13 protein-coding genes and 1 tRNA gene are annotated in these 18,401 nt (G+C 63.2%); 10 read left to right on the top strand and 4 right to left on the bottom strand.

All coding sequences use genetic code 11. The features are described 5' to 3' along the window. Together hrpA and HY836_RS13880 are read left to right on the top strand one after the other, a co-directional pair. Positions 1-3,975 (top strand): ATP-dependent RNA helicase HrpA (gene hrpA / locus HY836_RS13875; RefSeq protein WP_367114706.1); only part of this gene is annotated, 3,975 nt, incomplete at its 5' end. Between the two features lie 32 nt (positions 3,976-4,007). Then, entirely contained in the window at positions 4,008-4,373 is a 366-nt protein-coding gene (locus HY836_RS13880; RefSeq protein WP_290676795.1) for a DUF4440 domain-containing protein, read from the top strand. Between the two features lie 27 nt (positions 4,374-4,400). Here the strand turns inward: HY836_RS13880 and HY836_RS13885 are convergent, their stop codons facing one another. Next, entirely contained in the window at positions 4,401-5,411 is a 1,011-nt protein-coding gene (locus HY836_RS13885) for an AraC family transcriptional regulator (RefSeq protein WP_290676797.1), read from the bottom strand. Positions 5,412-5,581: 170 nt separating this feature from the next. Between HY836_RS13885 and HY836_RS13890 the strand changes: the two genes are divergently transcribed. From HY836_RS13890 to HY836_RS13925, 8 genes are all read left to right on the top strand, one after another. After that, a complete protein-coding gene (locus tag HY836_RS13890; RefSeq protein WP_290676799.1) occupies positions 5,582-6,694 on the top strand; it encodes an acyl-CoA dehydrogenase family protein in 1,113 nt (370 codons plus the stop codon). Then, a complete protein-coding gene (locus tag HY836_RS13895) occupies positions 6,691-8,076 on the top strand; it encodes an acyl-CoA dehydrogenase family protein (RefSeq protein WP_290676801.1) in 1,386 nt (461 codons plus the stop codon). The genes HY836_RS13890 and HY836_RS13895 overlap by 4 nt, the downstream gene beginning before the upstream one ends. Positions 8,077-8,093: 17 nt before the next feature. After that, positions 8,094-8,855, top strand: coding sequence for an acetoacetate decarboxylase family protein (locus HY836_RS13900; protein ID WP_290676803.1), 762 nt, complete (start codon positions 8,094-8,096; stop codon positions 8,853-8,855). A 55-nt stretch (positions 8,856-8,910) separates the two neighbouring features. Further along, positions 8,911-8,987, top strand: a tRNA-Pro gene (locus tag HY836_RS13905). Between the two features lie 369 nt (positions 8,988-9,356). Beyond that, positions 9,357-15,023 (top strand): PA14 domain-containing protein, encoded by a 5,667-nt coding sequence (locus HY836_RS13910; protein WP_290676805.1) that lies wholly within the window; start codon positions 9,357-9,359, stop codon positions 15,021-15,023. Continuing rightward, positions 15,010-15,492 (top strand): hypothetical protein, encoded by a 483-nt coding sequence (locus HY836_RS13915; RefSeq protein WP_290676807.1) that lies wholly within the window; start codon positions 15,010-15,012, stop codon positions 15,490-15,492. The genes HY836_RS13910 and HY836_RS13915 overlap by 14 nt, the downstream gene beginning before the upstream one ends. Next, the gene (locus tag HY836_RS13920; protein WP_290676809.1) at positions 15,489-16,184 is read left to right on the top strand and encodes an SCO family protein; all 696 of its coding nucleotides are present in this window, start codon (positions 15,489-15,491) and stop codon (positions 16,182-16,184) included. The genes HY836_RS13915 and HY836_RS13920 overlap by 4 nt, the downstream gene beginning before the upstream one ends. Positions 16,185-16,304: 120 nt before the next feature. Next, positions 16,305-16,781 carry a type II secretion system protein gene (locus tag HY836_RS13925; RefSeq protein WP_290676811.1) on the top strand — a complete coding sequence of 159 codons (477 nt, stop codon included), beginning with the start codon at positions 16,305-16,307 and terminating at the stop codon, positions 16,779-16,781. Here the strand turns inward: HY836_RS13925 and HY836_RS13930 are convergent. The 3 genes from HY836_RS13930 to HY836_RS13940 all read right to left on the bottom strand — a co-directional run bounded on the left by HY836_RS13930 (position 16,770) and on the right by HY836_RS13940 (position 18,379). Continuing rightward, a complete protein-coding gene (locus HY836_RS13930; RefSeq protein ID WP_290676813.1) occupies positions 16,770-17,642 on the bottom strand; it encodes an alpha/beta fold hydrolase in 873 nt (290 codons plus the stop codon). The genes HY836_RS13925 and HY836_RS13930 overlap by 12 nt on opposite strands. 82 nt (positions 17,643-17,724) lie before the next feature. Next, positions 17,725-18,186 (bottom strand): Cu(I)-responsive transcriptional regulator, encoded by a 462-nt coding sequence (gene cueR / locus HY836_RS13935; protein ID WP_290676898.1) that lies wholly within the window; start codon positions 18,184-18,186, stop codon positions 17,725-17,727. Beyond that, positions 18,170-18,379, bottom strand: coding sequence for a cation transporter (locus HY836_RS13940; protein ID WP_290676815.1), 210 nt, complete (start codon positions 18,377-18,379; stop codon positions 18,170-18,172). The genes cueR and HY836_RS13940 overlap by 17 nt, the downstream gene beginning before the upstream one ends. Between the last annotated feature and the right edge of the window lie 22 nt (positions 18,380-18,401).

Here is an 18,401-nt window from a genome sequence, read left to right on the forward strand (position 1 = left end):
CCCATCACCTTTCCCGAATCCCTGCCCGTCAGCGGCAAGCGCGACGAGATCGAGGCCGCTCTGCGCGCGCATCAGGTCATCATCGTCTGCGGCGAAACGGGCTCAGGCAAGACCACGCAGCTGCCCAAGATCGCGCTGGCCATGGGGCGAGGAGGCTGGGGGCAGCCACGTGATCCGAACTTGCCACGCCACCTGCGCCCCAAGCTGATCGGCCACACCCAGCCCCGGCGGATCGCGGCCTCCAGCGTGGCCAAGCGCATCGCCGAAGAGCTCAACACGCCGCTGGGTGAGGTGGTGGGCTACAAGGTGCGCTTCCAGGATCGCATCCAGCCCGGCGCCAGCGTCAAGCTGATGACCGATGGCATCCTGCTGGCCGAGACCCAGGGTGATCCGGACCTCAAGGCCTACGACACCATCATCATCGACGAGGCGCACGAACGCAGCCTCAACATCGACTTCCTGTTGGGCTACCTGCGCCAGTTGCTGCCGCGCCGGCCGGATCTGAAGATCATCGTGACCTCGGCCACGATCGATGCGGAGCGCTTTGCCAAACACTTTGAATCCGCCAAGGGCCCAGCGCCAGTCATCATGGTGTCGGGCCGCTTATTCCCGGTGGAGCAACGCTACCGGCCGTTCGAGGAAAGCCGCGAATACGGTCTGAACGAGGCCATCACCGATGCAACGGACGAACTCTGGCGCGAGGGGAGCGGCGACATCCTCGTGTTCTTGCCGGGCGAACGCGAGATCCGCGAGGCGGCGGATCACCTGCGCAAGCATTTCGCGCACCACCGCGTCACGGCCAACATCCTGCCGCTGTTTGCGCGCCTGAGCCAGCAAGAGCAGGACGAGGTCTTCAGGACCGGTGGCGGGCGGCGCATCGTGCTGGCCACCAACGTGGCCGAAACCTCGCTGACGGTGCCCGGCATCCGCTACGTGATCGATTCGGGCATGGCGCGCGTCAAGCGCTACAGCTTCCGCAACAAGGTCGAGCAACTGCAGATCGAGCCGATCAGCCAGGCCGCCGCCAACCAGCGCGCCGGGCGATGCGGCCGGGTGGCCAACGGCATCTGCATCCGTCTGTATGACGAGAAAGACTTCAACGCGCGGCCACGCTTCACCGACCCGGAGATCCTGCGCTCTTCCCTGGCGGGGGTGATTCTGCGGATGAAGTCCCTGCATCTGGGCCTGGTGGACGACTTCCCCTTCATCGAGCCGCCGCTGCGCAAGGCCATTGCCGACGGCTACCAGTTGCTTAACGAGCTGGGCGCGGTCGACGACAACAACGAGATCACGAAGCTGGGCATGGACCTGGCCCGACTGCCGCTGGACCCGCGTGTGGGGCGCATGATCCTGGAAGCCAAGGACAGACAGGCGCTGGCCGAAGTGTTGGTGATCGCCGCGAGTTTGAGCGTGCAGGATGTGCGCGACCGGCCCATCGACCAGCAACAGCAGGCCGACACCAAACACAAGCAGTTCGACGATGAAAAGTCGGAGTTCATGGGCACGCTCAAGCTGTGGAAATGGTTGGATGAATCGAGGGGGGGGCATGGGCACCATGAGCCCGGCCAGCCCGAGAAACACAAGCTTAGCCACCGCAAGTACGAGCAGCTGCTGCGCGACAACTACATCAACCCGCGCCGCGTGCGCGAGTGGAAGGACGTCTACACGCAACTGCACACGGTGGTGGCCGAACACAACTGGCGGCTCAATGGCTCGCCGGCCACGTATGAGCAGGTGCACCTGTCCTTGCTGTCGGGCCTGCTGGGCAACATCGGCTGCAAGAGCGACGACGAAGACTGGTACCTGGGCGCACGCGGCATCAAGTTCTACAAGCACCCCGGTGCCAACCTGAGCAAGAAGCCGGGGCGCTGGATCCTGGCGGCTGAACTGGTGGAGACCACGCGCCTGTTCGGGCGGGGCATTGCCAACATCGATCAGCAATGGCTGGTGTTCATGGGCGGGCACCTGCTCAAGAAACAGTTGCTGGAGCCCCATTGGGAAAAGAAGGCCGCCGAGGTGGTGGCGCTGGAGCGGGCCACGCTGTATGGCCTGGTGGTCTACAACAACAAGCGCGTCAACTTTGGCCTGATCGATGCGCCCAAGGCCAGAGAGATCTTCATCCGCGAAGGCCTGGTCAACGACGAGTGGGAAACGCGTCTGCCTTTCCTGGCGGCCAACCGCAAGCTGATCAACCAGGTCGAGCAACTGGAGCACAAATCCCGCCGCCAGGACGTGCTGGTGGACGACGAGCTGATCTTCGCGTTCTACGATGCCCAGATCCCGCCCGAGGTGATGAGCGGCCACAGCTTCGAGCGCTGGTACAAACAAGCCAGCCGCGAGAACCCGAAGCTGCTCTACCTGAGCCGCGAAGAGCTGATGCGCCATGAGGCCGCTGGCATCACCAGCAGCGCCTTTCCCAAGGTCTTGCGCATTGGCGGGGTGGACTGCGCCACCGCTTACCTGCACGAGCCGGGCGATGCCCGGGATGGCGTGACGGTGACCGTGCCCATCTTCGCGCTCAACCAGGTCAGTGACGAGGCCGGTGAGTGGCTGGTGCCTGGCATGCTCAAGGACAAGGTGCTGGCCCTGGTCAAGAGCCTGCATCAAAAACCTCGTGCACGCCTGGTGCCGCTGCCCGATTACGCCGAGTCTTTTGTAGAGTCGGCCGAGTTCGGCAAGGGCAGCCTGATGGACGTGCTACTCAAGGCCGTGCGCGACAAGACGCAGCTCGACGTCAAGCGCGCTGACTTCAAGCTCGACATGCTCTCGCCGCACCTGTTCATGAACTACCGTGTGGTGGACGAGCATGGCCGCCAGCTGGGCATGGGCCGCAACCTGCCTGCGCTGAAAGCCGAGCTGGGTTCGCTGGCGCGTGGGGCCTTCCAGGCCTTGGCGGCGCTCAAGGCCCAGGCTGTGGCGCAAGGGGGCGATGCAGCTGCCGCATCCGGTCAGCCTGGGTCGACGTCATCACAGACGAACTCGCTAAAAGGTGGCTCGCAGCCCGGTGCGGCCAAGCCTGGTGTGCAGCGGGTACCAGGTTCACAGGGCGCGCACGGTGCCCAAGCTGCAGGCAAGGGCGGGGCGGCTCCTGGTGCTGGGGCAGCCGGAAGCAAGCCTGCACAGGCGGCACAAGCCCTCACGGACTGGACTTTTGGCGAGCTGCCGGAACTGATGGAGATTCAGCGCGGTGGCCACACCCTGATCGGCTTCCCGGCCTTGATCGACAAGGGCCAGCATGTGGAGATCGAGGTGTTTGACGAGCCCGATGTGGCCGCGGCCAAGCACCTTGCCGGCCTGCGTCGCCTGATCGCCTTGCAGATCCGTGAGCCCTTGAAGTACCTCGAAAAGAACATCCCCGATCTGCAGAAGATGGCCATGGCTTTCATGCCGCTGGGTACTTCCGATGAACTGCGCGATCAGATCATCGAAGTGGCACTGGACCGTGCCTACCTGCACGACCCCTTGCCTTCCGATGCGGCCAGCTTCAAGGCTCGCGTGGAAGAGGGCCGCACGCGCCTGAACCTGATCGCGCAGGAGGTGGCGCGTCTGGCTGGCACCGTGCTGACCGAGTATGCGGCAGCTGCGCGCAAACTCAAGGACTCACGCCCCCCGAAGGACGTCGCCGATGACATCGCCGCGCAATTGCAGCGCCTGATGCCCAAGCGCTTCGTGGCGTTGACGCCGTATGCGCAGTTGCAGCATTTCCCTCGCTACCTGAAGGGCATCACATTGCGACTGGACAAGCTCAAGGGAGACCCTGTGCGTGACGGTCAGCGCATGACCGAGTTGCGTCCGCTGGACCAAAGGCTGACGCGTCGCCTGAGTGAGCTCAAAGGCACCTACGATGCCCGTCTGGACGAGTTCCGCTGGTTGCTCGAAGAGTTGCGCATCAGCCTGTTTGCTCAGGAGTTGCGCACGCCGCAGCCGGTGAGCGCCAAGCGCCTGGAAAAGGTCTGGGCGCAGATGAATTCTTGATCGAGGCCGTAGACCCTTGGGAGACATGCACCATGGCTGATCTGCTCCAGACCTTGACGCAGCTTGAGCGCGCTTTGCATCACCCCGGTAGCGTGCTTGCAGCAGCGCAGTGTGATGCCCTGCTGCATGCGGATTTCTTTGAGGTGGGCAAGTCTGGCCTTCGCTACAGCCGTCAGCAAGTTCTGGCTTACTTGTCGCAAACGTCAGGCCAGGCGCCTCCCGTGGTCGAGACCTCGGATTACCAGGTGCACGAACTGGGGGCGGACTGCGCCTTGTTGACGTATGCCTGTGTTCACGCGGGTGACAGTGCGCCGTTCAAGGTGCTGCGCAGCTCGATCTGGCGGCGCACGCCATCAGGTTGGCAACTGTTCTACCATCAGGGGACGGTGGCGCCTTGAGCCCTCGCCGCCATGAGGCCGTGTGATTCAAGCCGGGGTAGCTGGGCCTGTATCAGGCTGGCGGCTCTGGATGCGGAAGGCTGACGGCGTCTGGCCTGTCCATCGTTTGAAGGCATGCGCAAAGGCTGCTGTTTCGCTGTAGCCCAGCTTCTCGGCGATCAGCTCGATGGGCAGTTGGGTGTGGCGCAGGTGATGAACGGCGCGTTGCTGCTGCACACGTGTCACCAGATCCTGAAATGTGCAGGACTCTCCCTGCAGGCGGCGCCTCAATGTACGCTCAGCGCAATGCAGGCGTTCGGCCACGGTGCCCAGATCCGGCATGGGGTGCGTGCTCAACAGCAGGTTCTCTACCTGCCGTGACCAGGGGTTTTGCTGACGCTTGAGCAACTGGGCATCGCACTGCTCCTGCATGATCTTGAGCGTGATTGGATTGGCCAGGCGCAGCGGTTTCAGCAGGGAGGTCAGGCGGGCGATCACGCGCGTTTCTGCCGCGCCAAAGTGCAAAGGCCAGCCAAAGAAAGTCTTCACGGCAGCCAGATCGGCGGGCGCCTCCATGGCGATCTCCATATCGTCCACCAGTTCGGACCAGTCCTCGGCGCCCGCCTCCTTGCTCAGGTTGCGGATGAAGGCCAGATCCCGCATCAGGTAGAAGCTGCGGCAATCGCCCAGGTCCATGCAGTCCATGTAGTGGGCGCTGACCAGGTCGCCATCCTCTTCCATCAGAATGCGAAATGGCGTGAAGGTCAGGTCCACGTAGCGGGCCAAGAAGCGGCAGGCCTCCAGCATGGTGGGGTGGCTCACCAGTGCCGCACCCAGGGTGCCAAAGCTGTTGTAGTGATAGAAGGTGCTCGCGCGCAGACCGGGCACGGTCTCGCGGGTCAGGCGCAGGTAGTTGCGCACCACGATCAACTCGTGGCTGAAAGGGATGTCGCGGTTGGCATCGCGCAGCAGGGCTTCGGTCAGCCCCGTGCCAGCCAGCAGTTGTTCGCCAGACAAGCCTTCATCCAGCGCGCATTGCAGCAGGGGGTACACCGACATGGTGGAAACGCGAAGCGAGCGAAGGTCCATACATCCAGATTTACGCAGAACAAGCCAAGACAGCCAGACAGTGAATTGGCCAGATCGATCAGTAGCCTGACCGGTCGTAGCATCCACACCTGACCAGCCCCCTCCTAGTATCACCTCGTACATCACAACGAGGAGACGTCGTGCAATTGAGCGATGAAGACATCGCCATGATCGGCGACAGTTTGCAGCACATCTGCAGGGATCTGGCTGAGGACTTGTTCGCACGTCCGGAGCAGACATGTGAACCAGACCGGTTCCGGGCGGTGCTGGATCTGTTCGTGGATCAGGGTTTCGTCAACACATCATCAGATGATGGATGCGGCTTGTGGGAAGGATGCGAACAAGCACCCCAACTGGCCTTGACCTTGCGCAACCTCACCACGATTGCCAGGGTGAGCGCCTCGCTGGCCTTGAGTTTGCATCGATCGGCATTGGCGCTTCACCTGCTGAAACAGCTGGGCGAGGCGGCGCCAGAGCGGGCCCATCCCTGCGTCAGCCTGCATGGCCGCCATGGCATTGGTCGCGGTGAGCTGGCCAACTGGTGGTGCGGGCAGGCTGTGGACGAGGCCATGTTGCGCGATGCCTTTGATCCAGGTCGAGTCTGTGCGGGCTTGATGCACGGGCAGGCTCACCTGCTGCTGGCGCCCGTGTTCGCACAAGGTACGCTGGCCTGGCAGATCCTGCAAGGCGAGGTGCATGGCATCACGCCAGGCCATGGCCTGGATGAGTTGCACGACGGTGAGTTCGTGCCGCGACAGGCTCGCATCGTGAGCTTGCCCGCAGAGCAGGCCAAGGCCTTGTCTCGCGATATCTGGCACCGGGAGTGGCTGGGCTTGCTGGCCATCCAGCAAGGCTGCGTCCAGCAGATGACCGAGATGGCCCATCAGTTCAGCGCCCTGCGCTTTCAGGGTGGCCGCGTCATCGCCGGGCACCCGGCGGTGCAGAACATGCTGGCCGACATGCAGGCAGCCCTGACCGATGTGCGCACCGTGTTGGCAGGGCAGCGCCTGAACGAATCCGGCTTTGCGGATGTGCTGCGGGCACGCAACCGTTTGCATGAGGGCCTGGCCCTGGCAGCCAATGTAGCCATGCAGACCTTCGGTGGCCTGGGCTATATGCGCGACAACGGCATTGAAAAACGCTGGCGCGATGTCAATCACCTGCGCCTGCAAAGCGGTGGCCCCCTGGAGATGCAGTTGATGTCGGCCAACTGGGCGTCGATCTCAGGGGCGAACGCGGGAGCAGGCGCATGAGCACACTGGATCACATCGAAGGGCATGTGGCGCCCCTGCACATGCTCAATCCCCTGCAGCGCATCAAGGAGCTCAACACCTTGGGGCGTGCGCTGACACACTATGGTCCCGCCGACTTGTGGGAGATGGACACGGCCAGCCTGCCGGCCGCATTGGGGCGTTTGCGCCGTCGCGTCCGCCAGTTCGCGCAGACCCACATGGCACCCAATGTGCGCCTGCTGGACGAGGCCGAACACGCGCAGCCGGGCACCTTGCATCCGGCTGCGCGGCAACTGCTGATCAAGGCGGGGCATGCAGGCTACATGTCCAACGTCGTGCCGACCCCGCTGGGTTCGGCGTCGTGGTGGGAGATGCGCTTCTCGCCGGCCTACCGCATGGCCATTCAGGTGGAAGAGATGTCGGCCGTGTGTGCGGGCCAGATGCTGTTGCTGAGCGCCCATCACCTGGGCCTGGCGCCCGTGCTGCTCAGTGGCGATGTGCAAGCGATGTGGCGATTCATCCGCCCCATGCACCAGGCCTTCATGCAAGGCAGGCCTCATCTGTTTGCCTATGCCATCACCGAGCCCACGGCAGGCAGCGACGCGGAAGATGGCCATGGCGCGCACACCAACCGCCCTCGGGTGGTGGCCAGGGCGGTGCCTGGCGGTTACCGCATCAACGGGCAGAAGTGCTACATCAGTGGTGGTGATGTGGCCCGCAAGGTCGCCGTGTTCGCTGCGCTGGAAGGCGAGGGCTTCGAATCCTGGACCTGCTTCATGCTGGACGCCAGCAACCCTGGCATGCGCGCCTGCCGCACCGAGTTAAAGATGGGGATGCGTGCCAGCAGCGCCGCCGAGCTGACTTTCGAGGATGCCTTCGTGCCGGAAGCCGACGTGATCGGCGGCTTGCGCAAGGGCTGGGCGCTCAACCGCGCCACCCTCAATGCCTCGCGCTATCCCGTGGCAGCCATGGCCGTGGGCATCGCCCGTCGTGCCTGCGAGCTGGCTTTGAACCATGCCATGGACACCCGCCTGGGCGGCCGCCCCTTGATCTCGTATCAGGAGGTGCAACTGCAGTTGGCGCAGATGGTGGCCGAGACCCGCACGATCCGCTCGCTGCTATGGCAACAAGCCAGCGGCAGCCAGCAGGCCAGGCAAGCGGGCGCCTGCATCAGCAAATTCATGGCCACCGATCGGGCCCAGGCGATCTGCGAGATGGGCATGGCCCTGATGGCCGAGCACGGATCGCGCACCGCCACCGGCCTGGAAAAGCTGCTGCGCGACATCCGCCTGACCCGCATCTTCGAGGGCACCAACCAGATCAACCGACTGGGCCTGATCGAAGACATGCAAACCCAGCTGCTGGCCCGCATGACCGGCGAGCCCCTCCACATCAGCGTGTGAACAAGGATCCAGACATCATGAGAAGTTATTTCGACGTGGACAGGCAGACCTACCCAACCCGAGTCGGGCCGGTGGAACTGCCCATCCTGTACTACAACGCGGCAGCCGTGTTTGCTTCCTTTCTGGTGGACGAGGACAAGGCGCAGGCCGTGCTGCCGCCCGAGCTGAAGGCTGTGACCTTGCGGCCCGGCAAGGGCCTGGTGACCGTGGCCTTCTTCGAGTACGTGGATACCTCGGTGGGCCCTTACAACGAGATGGGCGTGGCCGTGGCCGGGCACCCGGTCAAGGCGAAGTTCAAGGACACGGCAGCCTGGCACTGGGGCCAGTCCTCACTGCCCGGCATGTACGTGGCGGACTTGCCCGTCACCACGGCAGCGGCCCATGCAGCTGGGCACGACTGCTGGGGCTATCCCAAGATCATCGTGCCCATCGACTTCCAGTTGCGAGACAGGGATCTGGATTGCGCCGTGCGCAGCGAAGATGGGCGAGACCTGCTGTGCCGCCTGTCAGGGCGTGTGGGAGCAGGCGTGAAGATGTCTGCGCCCAACCTGATGACCTACACGCTGTTCAAGGGGCAATTGCTGCGCACGGTGATCAACACCCGAGGGCGCATGCGCCATGGCCTGGGCGGTGAGGTGCGCTTGCAATGTGATGGCGGGGGTGCCCATCCCTTGAGTGCGCGCCTGCGTGGGCTGGGCCTGCATGGCGCCAGGCCGCTGATGGTTCAGACCATTCAGGGCATGCATGCCATCCTGCCTTCCGGCGTGCCTGTGAAATGATTTTCAATCGTCGGCTTTGACGAGGTGAATTTTCGGTATAGAATAGCTGCTTCGTCGGGGCGTAGCGCAGCCTGGTAGCGCATCTGCTTTGGGAGCAGAGGGTCGTGAGTTCGAATCCCACCGCCCCGACCATTGATTCAAGAAGCCTGCAAGTGAAAACTTGCAGGCTTTTTTGTTTTTCTCCGCCCTTTCTCATCCACATTGGTTTGGCATGTTTGGCGGAGACCGGCGGTGCTACCCGTGGCCTGCCGATCAGCATTTGTCGTATCCCGCCATATTGCTGTCGTGATTCGCCTCCTGTGGCTTTGAGGCCTCCATTCACATAAGGGGAATGGGGCTTCGGGCATCGATCTGAGTGGTTGCCTTCGTTTCGCACAGTGCAACACAATCCGCCCTCTGTTAACAATTGACATGTTGTTAACAAATTCACACATGTAAAACGGCATCCATTTATCGACGTGTTTGTCGCGTGGTTTGGCGTGCCGGCGGAAGCGATTGCCCATGAATAACAAGGTTCTAATCACCAGTCAGAACGCGACGCGCAAGCGTGTTGTCCTGCTTGTGGCCTGTGTGTCGGCGCTGGCTTATGCGGCGTCTCAACTGGTGAGCGGTTCGGGCTCAGCTACGCTGTTGGCAGCCGGGGATACGGCTCCCGTGGCGGCTCCTTCCGGTAGCGCTTCTTTGGTGTCGGCGCAGAACACCTACGCTGCACTCACGCCCGAACAAGCAGCCTTGACCCGGTGGGATGCCCCGGTTTCGCTGCCGGTGGTGCCGGTGGGCGCGGCCCTGTTGTCCAATGGCAAAGTGCTCGTGTGGGCCAGCAACCTGACGAACAACTTCAACGCCAGCGGCAACACCATGACCGCCTTGTTCGATCCCGTGACGGGCACGTCCGTGGCTCGCAACGTGACCGAAACGGCGCACAACATGTTCTGCCCGGGCACGGCCCGTCTGACCGATGGCAGCTTGTTGATCAACGGTGGTTATGACGCGGCGCAAAGCTCGCTGTATGACCCGGTGGCCAACACCTGGAAGGCCACGGCCAAAGTGACCGTGCCACGCGGGTACCCAGGTAGTACCACGCTGGCGGATGGTTCGGTCTTGACCCTGGGGGGCGCCTGGGGCAATGTGACCGCCGGTGCAAAAGGTGCCGAAGTCTTCACGCTGGCAAGCGGTTGGCGTCAACTCAGCGGCGTGCCAGATGTGCCCGAGTTCATGATGGACCGCACGTTCAAGGGCTGGCAGAGCAACTCTCACTACAACCTGATCCCCACGGGTAACGGCAAGGTCCTGCTGGCTGCGCCCGCGGTGGACATGTACTGGATCGACACGCAAGGCAACGGCAGCTACACGCCTGCCGGTCAGCGTGGCGACGATGGCCTGGCGTTTTCTGCCAACACGGTGATGTTCGAGGCCGGCAAGATCCTGAAGGTGGGTGGCTCCTCCTGGAACAACAACACGCCATCGAGCGCCGGTGCCTATTTGCTGGACACCAACAACGGCGGGGTGGATGTGCAGAAGCTGGCGCCGATGGCGTATCCGCGCACCTTCTCCAATAGCGTGGTCTTGCCCAATGGCCAGGTGGTCGTTGTAGGGGGGCAGACGGCCACCCTGGAGTTCTCGGATTCCAACGCCGTGCTGGCGCCGGAGATCTTTGATCCGGTGACCGGCAAGTTCACCGTGCTGCCGCCGATGAAGGTGGCGCGCAACTATCACAGCGTGGCGGTGTTGCTGCCTGACGCCAGGGTGATGGTGGGCGGTGGTGGTCTGTGCGCTTGCGCGGCCGACCATGCCGATGCGGAGATCATGTCGCCGCCGTATCTGTTCAATGCCGATGGCAGCAAGGCGGCGCGCCCAGCCATTACGGTGTCGCCCGACAAGGTGGGTTACGGCAGCACCGCCAATGTGGAAACGGATTCTGCCATCACGGGCTTTGCCATGGTGCGGCTGGGCGCGGTGACGCACGCGGTCAACAACGGGCAGCGGCGTGTGTCGCTGTCCTTCACGCAGACGGACGCCACCCACTACGCGCTCAACATCCCCAGCAACCCGGGCATCCTGGTTCCAGGCCAGTGGATGTTGTTTGCGATGAACGCCAATGGCACGCCTTCCATGGCGCGCTTTGTGACCGTGAGCAATGAAGGCGCCCCGGTGCTGCCTGCTCAGGCCGCCATCACGGTGACGGCGGGCGGCACGGTCAATGCCAGCGTCAAGGCCTCGACCGCAACAGGCACCCTGACGTACAGCGCAACAGGCTTGCCTCAAGGGGTGTCCATCAACAGCAGTACGGGCGCCATCACGGGTACGGCTTCTGTGCCGGGCAAGTATGTGGTGACTGTTCGCGTGAGCAATGGCACCCAGACCGTGAGCACTGACACCACGCTGGACGTGATCGGCGCCGGCGCGGGCACGGGCCTGCTGGCGCAATACTTCAACAACACGACCGTCAGTGGCACGGTGGCTTTGCAGGCCACGCAAGCCGTCAACTTCGCGTGGGGTAACGGTGCGCCTGCCGCGGGCCTGTCCGCTGACAACTTCTCGGTGCGTTGGATCGGCTCGATCGAGGCAGTGAGCTCCGGTGCCACACAGATCCAGACCGTGACCGACGACGGTGTTCGCGTGTGGGTCAACAACCAGCTGGTTATCGACAACTGGACCGCCCACGCGCCCACTACCAATACCGCCATGGTCAACATGGTGGCCGGCCAGCGCTATGCCGTGGTGGTGGAGTATTTCGAGCAAGGTGGCGGGGCCACCATGCAACTGAACTGGCAGCCGGCCGGTGCCACGGCCTTCGTGCCCGTGCCAGCTGATCGCCTTTACGCAGGTGTCGCGCCTTCGGTGTCTAACCTGGCGCAAGGCAAGGCCGCCACGCAGTCTTCCACGTATGAGACAGCGGCAGCCAGCCGTGCGGTGGATGGCAATACCAACGGCACTTACGGTGCTGGCTCCGTGAACCATACGGCATCCACCGCTGCACAGGACTGGTGGCAGGTGGACCTGGGGCGTCTCAGTCGCATTGACCTGATCCAGTTGTGGAACCGCACGGATGGCAGCACAGCCCGTCTGCAGAACTTCTATGTGCTGGTCTCTCCGACCGACATGACTGGTCGCACATTGACCAATCTGCTGTCTGACCCCAAGGTCATACAGCGCAAGGTTGGCGTAAGCACGGTGGTCAGCAACATTGGTATCCCGGTCAATGGCCTGGGTCGCTATGTGCGCGTGCAGTTCATCGGTCAGAACTTCCTGCATATGGCCGAAGTCCAGGTCTGGGGTGGCCCCGGCGTGTACAACACGCCGACCATCAACGCCATTGGTGCGCAGACGGGTCTGATCAACAGCAACTTCAATCTGGCCGTGAGCGCCAGTGATGTGGACGGCAATCCCTTGACCTTCACCGCCACCGGCTTGCCTGCTGGTTTGAGCGTTGCGCCGGCCAGTGGCGTGATCCAGGGCAGCCCCTCGGCGGCGGGTGTGTTCAACGTGACGGTGACGGCCGCCAATGATGGTGGTTTGAATGCCTCGACCAGCTTCCAGTTGACGGTGCTGGACGCGGTGCCGGCAGTCACCAATCTGCCCGCGCCTCTGGTGAGCAGCGGCGGTGCAGCCAGCTATGCGCCGGTGATAGGCAGTGGTGCCAGCGCGCAGTACAGCTGGAACTATGGCGACGGCACGGGTGATACGGCCTTCAGTGCCACCGCAGCTTCCAGTCACATCTTCAGTGCGCCTGGCGTCTACAACGTGGTGCTGACCGTGCGCACGGCTGATGGTCGCGTGTCGTCCTATCGCTTCCTGCAAGCCGTGGGCAATGGTGCGGCGACGTCGGTGAGCCGAACCACATCCAATCTGGCGCTGGAGGCGCGCACCGGTGCGTCGACCCGCCTGTGGGTGGTCAACGCGGACAACGATTCGGTCAGTGTGTTTGACACGGCTACCAATGCCCGCGTGGCGGAAATCAATGTAGGCAGTGCGCCCCGCAGCATCGCACGTGCCAATGATGGCCGCATGTGGGTGGTCAACAAGACAGGTGCATCCATCAGCGTCATCAACGCCGGCACGCTGGCGGTGGTGCAGACGATCAGTCTGCCGCGTGCCTCACAGCCTTACGGCATTGTGTTCTCGCCTGCAGACGGCGCAGCCCTGGTCACGCTGGAGGCTGGCGGCAAGCTGCTCAAGCTGGATGGCAGCACGGGTGCGCCGCTGGCGTTCCTGGATGTGGGCATGGACGTGCGCCATATGGCAGTCTCTGCCGGGGGCGACAAGCTCCTGCTGTCTCGTTTCATCACCAAGCCGCTGCCGGGTGAAGGCACGGCCACGGTCAGCACCACCAACGCGGCAGGCAACCCGGTTGGGGCCGATGTGCTGGTGGTCGACCCTCGCACCATGAGCTTGAGCAAGAACGTGGTGCTGGCGCACAGCGAGCGCGTGGATGGCTCCAACTCGGGTCGGGGGATCCCCAACTACCTGGGCGCTGCGGCCATCTCGCCTGATGGGCAAACGGCCTGGGTGCCTTCCAAGCAGGACAACATCAAGCGCGGCACGCTGCGCGATGGCAACAACCTGGAGTTCAAGCACACGGTGCGCTCCATCAGCTCGCGCATCGACATGGGCAGCCTCAGTGAGGACCTTGCCGGTCGTGTGGACTTCAACCTGTCCAGCGTGGCCAGTGCGGCCGCCTTCCATCCCAAGGGCGCCTATCTGTTCGTCGCACTGGAAACCAACCGCCAGGTGGCGGTGGTGGACGCTGCGGGCAAGCAGGAGCTCTTCCGTCTGGAAGTGGGCCTGGCACCGCAAGGTCTGGTGGTCTCGGCAGATGGCTTGAAGCTGTACGTGAGCAACTTCGTGAGCCGCACGGTCAGTGTCATCGATCTGACGCCGCTGGTGAACTTCGGCCAGGCCACGCTCAATGCGCAAGCCACGCTGAATGCCATCACCACGGAAAAGCTGCCGACCGCGGTGCTCAAGGGCAAGCAGTTGTTCTATGACGCTCGCGACCCTCGTCTGGCACGCGACAGCTACATGAGCTGCGCTAGCTGCCACAACGACGGTGGGCACGATGGCCGCGTGTGGGACCTGACCGGACTGGGTGAAGGCCTGCGCAACACGATTACCTTGCGTGGCCGTGGTGGCATGGCCGATGGTTTCCTGCACTGGAGCGCTAATTTTGACGAGGTGCAGGACTTCGAAGCCCAGATTCGCGGCCTGGCTGGCGGCACAGGTCTGATGAACGATGCTGACTTCAATCTGGGTACGCGCAGCCAGTCCCTGGGGGACAAGAAGGCCGGCGTCAGTGCCGATCTGGATGCGATGGCGGCTTATGTGGCCTCGCTCAACACCTTTGCGCCATCACCTAATCGCAACGCGGATGGCAGCCTGACTACTGCGGCTGTGGCTGGCAAGGCCGTGTTCAAGGCCTTCAACTGTGCCAAGTGCCATTCAGGTAATGACTTCACCAGCAGCGGTGATGCCAGCCTGTTGAAGGACATTGGCACGATCAAGGCCAGCAGTGGAGCCCGTCTGGGTGGCGTCTTGCCTGGCATCGACGTGCCCACGCTGCGTGATGTGTGGGCAACCGGGCCCTATCTGCATGATGGTTCTGCAGCCACGCTGGCGGATGCGGTCAGCGCGCACAACAGCGCCAGCCTCAATGGGGGCGTGATCAACAGCACCGACATGGGCAACCTGGTGGCCTACCTCAGCCAGGTTGGCAGCGAGGAAGGCGCCGCGCCCACGCCCTACACAAACGGCACCATCTTTGGCAAGACCACGACCGGGGCGGCCTTTGCCGATCCTGTCGTGGCAGGGCAGAAGCTCACTGGTGTGATCGTGCGCTCAGGGTGGTGGCTGGATGCCATACAAGGGCTGGCCACACCAGCCAACCTGCCTTCACACGGTGGCACAGGCGGTAGCGCCAAGACCGTGACCTGGCCGGCTGGCGAGTACCTGGTCCGCATCTATGGCAAGGTGGGCTCAACCGGCGTGATCTCGGTGCTCAACTTCGTGACCAACACAGGGCGTGTACTGGGCCCTTACGGCACAGGCCAGGGACAGACCAGCACCACCGCATTCGACTACACCGTGCCCACGGGCAACCGCGTGCTGGGCTTTGTGGGCAATGCCGGCACCTCCCTGAATGCCATCGGGGTGATTTATGGGCCGCTCTGATGCGGGCTTGTCGCGCTGGAGACTGTTGCTGATCTTGCTGGTGATCGGTGCAGCGTTGGCGGGGGGCTATGCCTGGTGGCAGCGGCAAGCGCAACTGTCCGAGGGTGAGGCCTTGTTTCGTGGCGAGCAGGCCATGAACGCTTCCCTGGCCGGCCAGTCGATGGGCCTTCCTGTGGTGGCCACGCGCTGCAGCAATTGCCATGAGGCGCGCCAGCCTGTGCCTTTGTCGGACCAGGCGGCTTCCGCGGTGTCTGCTCGCACCTACGCCAGCCCCTTGAGCGCCATGTGGCTCCAGCAGGCTCGCTTGCGCCATGGTGGGCCCGAGACTGTGTATGACGCCCGCAGCCTGTGCCAGTTGTTGCGCACTGGTGTCGATCCCGCCATGATCATGGTCAGCACCGTGATGCCACGCTATCAGGCCACCGAGGCACAATGTGCCGCTCTGTGGACTTATCTGACCTCACGATGACCAGCCGCCAAGTCGCAGACCTTGGTTCCGCACTCACCAGGCGGCACGTGTTGCTCGGCCTGGCCGCAGGCCTGGCCTGGCGTTCGACGCTGGCCGCGCCTGGTACGGAGAAGCCAGGCGTCAAGCGCACATCGAAGAAGTCGGAAGAGCAGGCCGCTGCCGAGCGTGTCAGCCAGCACTTTCCTTTCGGCCCGGTGTTGCCCGTGCGTCCCTTGCCGGCCTGGCCGATTCAGACGCATCAAGGCCTAAGCACCCATCTGGCTGCCTTGTGCAATGGCCATGTCACGGCCATCCAGTTGGTCTACACGAACTGTTCGGCGATTTGCCCTATCCAGGGTGCCTTGTTTGCGCAGGCCCAGAAGCTGGCAGCAGGCAAGCTCTCGCCTCAGGCGCAGTTCCTGTCCTTGAGCATTGATCCCTTGTCGGATACGCCGCAGGCCCTGGCCCGCTGGATCAAGCCCTACACACCCGCTGCAGGCTGGCTGGCCGCCGTGCCGTCCGTGGACGATGTCAAGGCGATGCAGGATCTGCTGAGCAAAGGTGGCGAGGCCAAGGGGGATTCTCTGGATGCCCATCCTGGCCAGGTCTATTTCGTGAACCGAAAAGGTGCCCTGGTGCACCGCTCGCCATCCTTGCCCACGGCCGCGCAGATCGTGGCCATCATGGCGGACATCGAGCGCAGTCCGGATTGAGGGCCACTCATCCGGAGGTGGGCAGGGTGCGCGCTGCCTTCTAGAATCCTGTGAGACCTATTGCTCACTGATTTCACCAGACGACAAACCTTCGCCACACGCAGTGAGGGTTCGCCACTCATGCGCCGTATCCCTTCTTCTCAAGCCGCACAGCGAGGAACCTCACTGCTCGAAATGATCTGTGCCATCACGATCATGGGCAGTGTGTCGGCCACGGCTTTGCCGGCCTTTGTGGATCTGCCTGGCGAAGCGCGCAAGGCGGTCATCGCCGGGCTGGATGGTGCAGTGGAGTCCGCCAGTGTGCTGATGCACGTGAAGTGCGCCACGCAGATGGATTGCCAACTCTCGGCGGGCCGTTCCGTGCTGAACCTGCCCAGTGGGCGCGTGCTCATGGAGCGAGGCTATCCGCAAGGTGGTGATCCATCCGGCATTGAAAACGCCTTGCAGCTCTCGGGCTTCACTGCTGTGCACGTGGCTGATCGCACCGTGTTCCAGAAGGATGGCGCACCACAGGCGGCCAACTGCTCGGTGAGCTACACCTCACCCCAGACAGATGGCAGCTTGCCCATCATCACGGTAGATACCTCAGGCTGCTGAGGAGAGCTGCTGGCGCAAGAAGGGCACCACGGCGTCAGCCACGCCTTGGGGGTCATCTGCAAACGGGAAGTGCCCGCTTTGCGGCAGCAACACCACTTGGGCCTTGGCGAAGGTTTCCTTCTGTTGCTCGGCGTAGCGTGCCGGCAAGTAGGGGTCTGCGGCGCCCCACACCACCAGCGTGGGTGGGTTGAGCGGCGCCAGCATCTTGCCCAGCGCCTGGCTGCGGTTGTCCAGATCGCCCGTGGCGCGGTAGAGCTTGAGGATGGCTCGCTTGGTGCCCCAGTCCATGTCGTCATACATGCGGTTGACGAATTCCAGCGGCAGGCCTTTGGGGCAGCCCACCGAGATGGCCCATTTGAAGCCACTGCGGTTGGTAATCAATTGCTGCAGCTCGCCCAGGATGGGGGTGCGCCAGATGCGCGCCATGTAGTGCCAGCGGTAGCCTTTGAGCACGCCTGTGTTGATCAAGGTGAGGCTGCCCAGGCCCAGGGGGTTCATGGCGGCCCACATCAGACCCCAGGGCCCGCCAAAGTCATGCAGCACCAGGTGTGCTTTGAGCACGCCGAGCTGGCGCAAGGCCTCCGTCAGAAAGGCCGCGCCGCCTTCCACCGAGTAAGGGTACTCGGCGGGTTTGTCGGCCTGACCGAAGCCGGGCATGTCCATGGCGATGACGCGGCCGTGTGGTGCCACTGCCTGCATCAGTGTGCGCCAGTCCTCGCTGGAGCCTGGGTTGCCATGCACGAAGACCACCGCCTCCGTGGCCTTGAGGTTGACCCCGCCCTGGAACACACGCGTGTTGATGCCGCAGGCGTTCAGGCTGGATTGCTGCAAGGGCCACGTGTTGTCAGCGGTGTCGGTCATGGTCCGGTCTCCTTGTTATGAGTTTGCCCGTGATCATGCACCCAAAGCCGCTGAGGCGTCAGTTCACATGCGACAGGCCGCCTCAGTGGCGGTTGGCGTCGCAGCAGGCAGAGACGAGCGGTTTGTCTGTACCAGCGAGGTCATCCAGAATCGGGCAACCGGCGCGGTCATCGCCATGACATTGTTCGGCCAGATCGCTGAGCGTGCGCTTCATGGCTTCCAGTGCCTCGATGCGCGCTTGCAGCGAGGCCACATGGGTCATGGCGAGCTTCTTCACCGCGGCACTGGAGCGGCGTCGGTTGCGCCACAGGTCGAGCAACTGCGCGATGTCCCCCATGCCGAAACCGAGGTCACGCGCGCGGCGGATGAAGTGCAGGGTGTGCACCGCATCGGCATCAAACAGGCGATAGCCGGAGTCGGTGCGCGGCGGTGGTGGCAGCAGACCCAGGCCTTCATAGTGGCGAATCATCTTGGCAGACACACCAGTCTGCTTCGACGCTTCGCCAATGTTGATGGGCTGAATCGCCTCAGGCCTGGACGTCATAGCCTTCATCGCTGATGGCCTTGACCGTGTCTTCACGGCTCAGGGTGGTTTGCACCGTCACATGGCCTTGTGGCAGTTCCACCGACACGGTGGCGCTTGAATCCAGCGCCTGGATGGCCTTGGTCACCGCTTTCACGCAGTGCTGGCAAGTCATGCCTTTGACCTGAAGTTGATGGCTGGTGGCTTCGCTCATGGAGATCCTTTGTGTGTGATCA

The sequence above is a fragment of the Aquabacterium sp. genome (genome assembly GCF_016234775.1).
Classification (GTDB): Bacteria; Pseudomonadota; Gammaproteobacteria; order Burkholderiales; family Burkholderiaceae_C; genus Aquabacterium.